Annotated in this window: 3 protein-coding genes; 1 reads left to right on the top strand and 2 read right to left on the bottom strand. The window is 67.6% G+C overall.

All coding sequences use genetic code 11. The features are described from left to right. Positions 1 to 322: 322 nt before the first annotated feature. Positions 323 to 1,906, bottom strand: coding sequence for an IS1380 family transposase (locus VFW71_13735; GenBank protein ID HEU5003817.1), 1,584 nt, complete (start codon positions 1,904 to 1,906; stop codon positions 323 to 325). Positions 1,907 to 2,101: 195 nt separating this feature from the next. Between VFW71_13735 and VFW71_13740 the strand changes: the two genes are divergently transcribed. Further along, a complete protein-coding gene (locus tag VFW71_13740; GenBank protein HEU5003818.1) occupies positions 2,102 to 3,421 on the top strand; it encodes a transposase in 1,320 nt (439 codons plus the stop codon). Positions 3,422 to 3,487: 66 nt separating this feature from the next. Here the strand turns inward: VFW71_13740 and VFW71_13745 are convergent, their stop codons facing one another. Beyond that, on the bottom strand, positions 3,488 to 3,703 hold the full coding sequence (locus VFW71_13745; GenBank protein HEU5003819.1) for a hypothetical protein: 216 nt from the start codon (positions 3,701 to 3,703) through the stop codon (positions 3,488 to 3,490). Positions 3,704 to 4,265 lie beyond the last annotated feature (562 nt).

The following is a 4,265-nucleotide window of genomic DNA, read 5'->3' on the forward strand; positions in this document are numbered from 1 at the left end:
TTCCTTCGCAGAGCGACCGAATTCCTGCGCGACGACGAGGCATTCCTGGCAATCGTCAGCCCGGAGCCCGTGAGCTTCTACCTTCAGTCCCCGGGCAAGAACGGCGCGCTCTACGACCGGCTAGTCCTGAAACAAGCGTAATGTGATCTACACACTTCGGTCTCGGCCCGCCTTGGCTGGCCACGCACCGTCTCCGGGCCGGGCCATCGCCACCCGGCTCCTACCGTTCCGGCCTCGGTCACCCATCATCACACCGCCTCTCGTCGGTTCGGAGCCAACACGGACCGGAGCATCCCGACCCCGGCTTCACTCCACCACTCTCTCAGCACAACCGGCGACCGTGCAGCCGCTCCACCAATCGCAGGAACACGCCCTGCCACGGGTTCCACGACAGCAGCCGGTATACGACCCGACGGGCACCTCGCACCACCTGGCATGGCACCTGGATCATCGCCACGCAGAACGTGCTGAACTCCATCCGCAGCAGCGAACGCTTCTCCGCCCGGTACTTCTCCGCCCACCGGCCCTGCTCGGGCAGCAGCAACGCCGCCCACGCCTTCAGGCTCCAGGCCAGCGACGCCATCACCATGTACGCCCCGTTGCTCACCAGGTCGCCCACCGGCATCGCCAGCGCCTTCACGCCGCCCTTCAACTGGGCGATCAGGTTCTCCTGGTCGCAACGGTCGTTGGCCAGGAACACGACCTCCGAAGCCGGGGTCGTCCGGTCGTTGGTGATGTAGAAGAAGAACCGATCAGGCTCGAACAGCCTCAACTGCCCCTTCTCGACCGCCAGCTTCTTGCGGAGCACGACCACCCGGTACGCCTTCTCGCAGGCGACGGGCCGGTACACGAACTCGGCCACCTCCTCGCCGATCAGCTTCAGCGTGTCGAACTGCCGCTGGGAGACGATCCGCTCCCTGTGCCGCTCCCGGGCCTGGCGGGGCGCCGTCTCGATCGTATAGCGGGCCGGGCGCTCCAGTTCGCTGTATTTCAGGTCGGGGAGCCGCTCGGCCAGTGCCTTGAGGTTGGCCCGGGCGTCGAAGCCGAAGATGAACCGGACGCCGTCGGAGTCCCAGCGGTCCAGGTGCTTCGTCTGGGTGAAGTCGGTGTCGCCTCGGTATGTAATCCGGCGGAAACCCGCCCGACGGCACAGGGCGGCGGCCTTGTCGAGGTAGACGTCGGCCTGCTCGTGCGAGGGGCGGTTGCCGCTGCGGTTGACCAGGTAGAGGGGCTCGGAGGTGTTGGCCAGCGACACCACCAGCGGGTGGTAGCACCACGCCCCCTTGTACGAGATATCCACCCCCTGCTTGCACCGGCCGTCGGTGGGGGCGAGTGTGCCGTCGGCGTCGAGGAACGCCTCGTCGAAGAAGGGGTCGGGCTGCTCCTTCCAGGCCCGGAGCCGGGACTCATTGAAGGTGTCCATCAACCGCTCGACGTCGGCCTCGGTGAACCGGCGGCAGAAGTCCCCGGCGGTGGTCGGGTCGGGGATGCGCCGTGCCCCGAGGGCGTCGAGGTAGACCTCGTCGTTGCGCCGCACCTCCAGGTGCTCCAGGCGGCTGCCCCCGGCCAGGAGGTTGTAGGCGATGTTCAGGACGTGGTCACTCTCGAAGTACGGCAGGTGCCGCTTCAGGAGGCGGAGGTCCCGGTCGATGTCGTCGATCAGCCCGAGCTTCCGGGCCAGTAGGTGCATCGCCCCGATGCCGCCCGGTGCGATGGCCCGGGCCTTCTCGGCGATCTCGTAGCGGATGTTGGAGGCGGTCATCATCGGCTGACGCCGCTCGACGCCGGGCTGGTTCTCGATGCGTCGGAGGATTCTCCGCTTGCGTCGGTTCAACTGGCGGTGGACATTGGCGTTCACTCGAAAGCCTCCTGGTGGGCGAACGTTGAGGGGGTGAAGTACCTCGATTGTTCGCCAGAACCAGGGGGGTTTCGAGCTTCCCGGCTGCTATCACCCTCAGATTACGCTTGGTTGAGGACTAGAGTTTCGGACTTATCCGGGGGCCACTGATGGCGCAAATAGGAGCGGACCCGCACGTGCCGCCTGCTTATCCTGGGGTTGCTGAGGCCGACCAGGATCGTAGCCGCACGGAGGTCCGCTCCCGTGGATCAGCTTATCCCCACCCTCGCAGGACTGGTAGCGCTGTTCCGCGACTGCTTCCGCGCCGAGGTCTTCCAGACCTTCCAGGTGCTCATCGCCGGCTGGGTCATCTGCGTCGGGCCGCGGACCATCTCCGAGGTCTGGCAGGCGACCGGGCTGGCCGCGAAGCGGCACCACGACACCGCGTATGCGGTCTTTCACTCGGCCGCGTGGGAGTGGGACGACCTGGGGATCGTCCTGGCCACATTGATCCTCACCCACCTGGCCCCCGGTGGTGTCGTCTGGGTCGCCGTCGACGATACCCTCTGCCACAAGCGCGGGGCCAAGGTCGCCTTCGGCGGTATCTTCCTCGACGCGGTCCTCTCCTCGAAGAGGCACAAGGCCTTCCGGTTCGGCCTCAACTGGGTCGTGCTCGGGATCGCCGTCCCGATCCCGATGCGCGCCGATCGCTACTTCTGCCTGCCGGTGCTCTGGCGGCTCTATCGCAAGAAGGGACAACCCGGGCACAAGCCCCGACCGCAATCCGCCGCCGAGTTGGCGCGGCGGCTGGCCGAGGCCAACCCCGGGCGGACGTTCTGGCTCGTCGGCGACAGCGCCTACGTCAACGCGGCGGTGTTGCGGGGCCGGCCGAAGAACCTTCAGGTGATCGGGCCGCTGCATTGGAAGGCGGCGCTTTACGACCGGCCCGGTCCCTACAGCGGCAAAGGCCGCCGGCCCAAGAAGGGGCGGCGACTGCCTACCCCGACGGCGATGATCGAGGACACGGTGGCCTACCAGGCCGAGACCCTGAAGTTCGAGTTCCCCAAGGGGTCGAGAGAACTCCGGGTGCAAGTGATCCGGGACGTGCTCTGGTACCGAGGGTGCAAGGACGAGCCGGTGATGGTGGTCTTGGTCCGCGACCCGCTGGGTCAGTGGCGGGACGAGGCGCTGGTGGCGACCGATCCGAGTGCCTCGGCCGACTTCGTCATCTTGGGGTACTGCCGGCGATGGAGTGTGGAGCTGGCGTTCTTCGACAGCAAACAGTTCCTCGGACTCCACGACCCACGAGTCAGGAGTGAACGGAGCGTGGAGCGGGCGCACCCGATGGCATGGTTCATCGGCTCGCTGACGATCCTGTGGTATTGCCTGGAAGGTCATGAGGGCTCGCACGTCGAGAGGGACCGCCCCTGGTACAAGGCGAAGGTGACGCCGACATTCACGGACATGCTCGGTGCGCTCCGGTTGCAGATGTGGGAGCATGAGGTTTTCGGAGAGTCCGGTACGGACACGCCCTCACCGGAATGCATCGAAAGGATGCTCCACAAGCTGTCCGCAGTGGCATAGAGGTCCGAAAGTCTAGTCAGAGACGGTCCCGATTGGCCCCGGCCGCCCCGCTCATCGCTCCTCGGATCAACAGCCCGTCGTGGAACAGGCCCTCGGCTCGACATGGTGGGGCTTTCGGGGCCTCGCGGGGCGCCCGCCGGCGGCCTCGGCCGCCGCCATCAACTGGCCGAGCCTCGGCCTCAGCGCCTGGGCCTCGGCGAGGGTCAGGTCGGGGGCGCAGAGGCGGTCCATCAACTGGGAGAGGCTCAGGGCGAGGGCCTGGCGGTCGTCCGGGGCGCTCATGGGCTCCACCTGCCGCCGGGATGTGAGGCGGCTCGTCGGGTCGGGAGGTCGTCGGGGCCGGCCGGCGGCCCGCACCGCCTCCGGACGCAAATCGCCGGCCGGACGTTCGCGCCTTCGGCGAATTCGTGCCTGAAATGCTGATGGCCACGGGATTAAAAACTTTGGGTCGGCCCCGGCGGGGTCCTCGCCGAGCCGCCAATCGCCGCGCCTTTTTGCAAGATCGCCCGCTTCATGCGCGGGCCTTGTGCGGGCTGGACCGTCCCGGTAAGATACGAGGCTCCCCTTCGGGGCGAGATCCACCCGATTCACCCAGGTACGCGTCCCAAGAGGGACCGCAGCGCAGGAGAGCCTATGGCCAGCCGACGCCGAGGGAAAGGTCGCCGCAAGGTCGGTCGGAAGAAGCGACGGATGCGGAGCAAGATCCGCCACCGCAAGAAATAAGCCGGCCGGCCGCCGTGGACGGGTCCTTTCTCCCCGCTCGGCGCCGGCACCCCTGTCGGCGGGAGGCCGCGTCGCCGCGGCCCGGCCCGCCCCCGAGCCCGCCGAGGCGACCGGCCCGAGA

The sequence above is a fragment of the Actinomycetota bacterium genome (genome assembly GCA_035765775.1).
In the GTDB taxonomy this organism is placed as follows: domain Bacteria; phylum Actinomycetota; class CADDZG01; order JAHWKV01; family JAOPZY01; genus DASTWV01.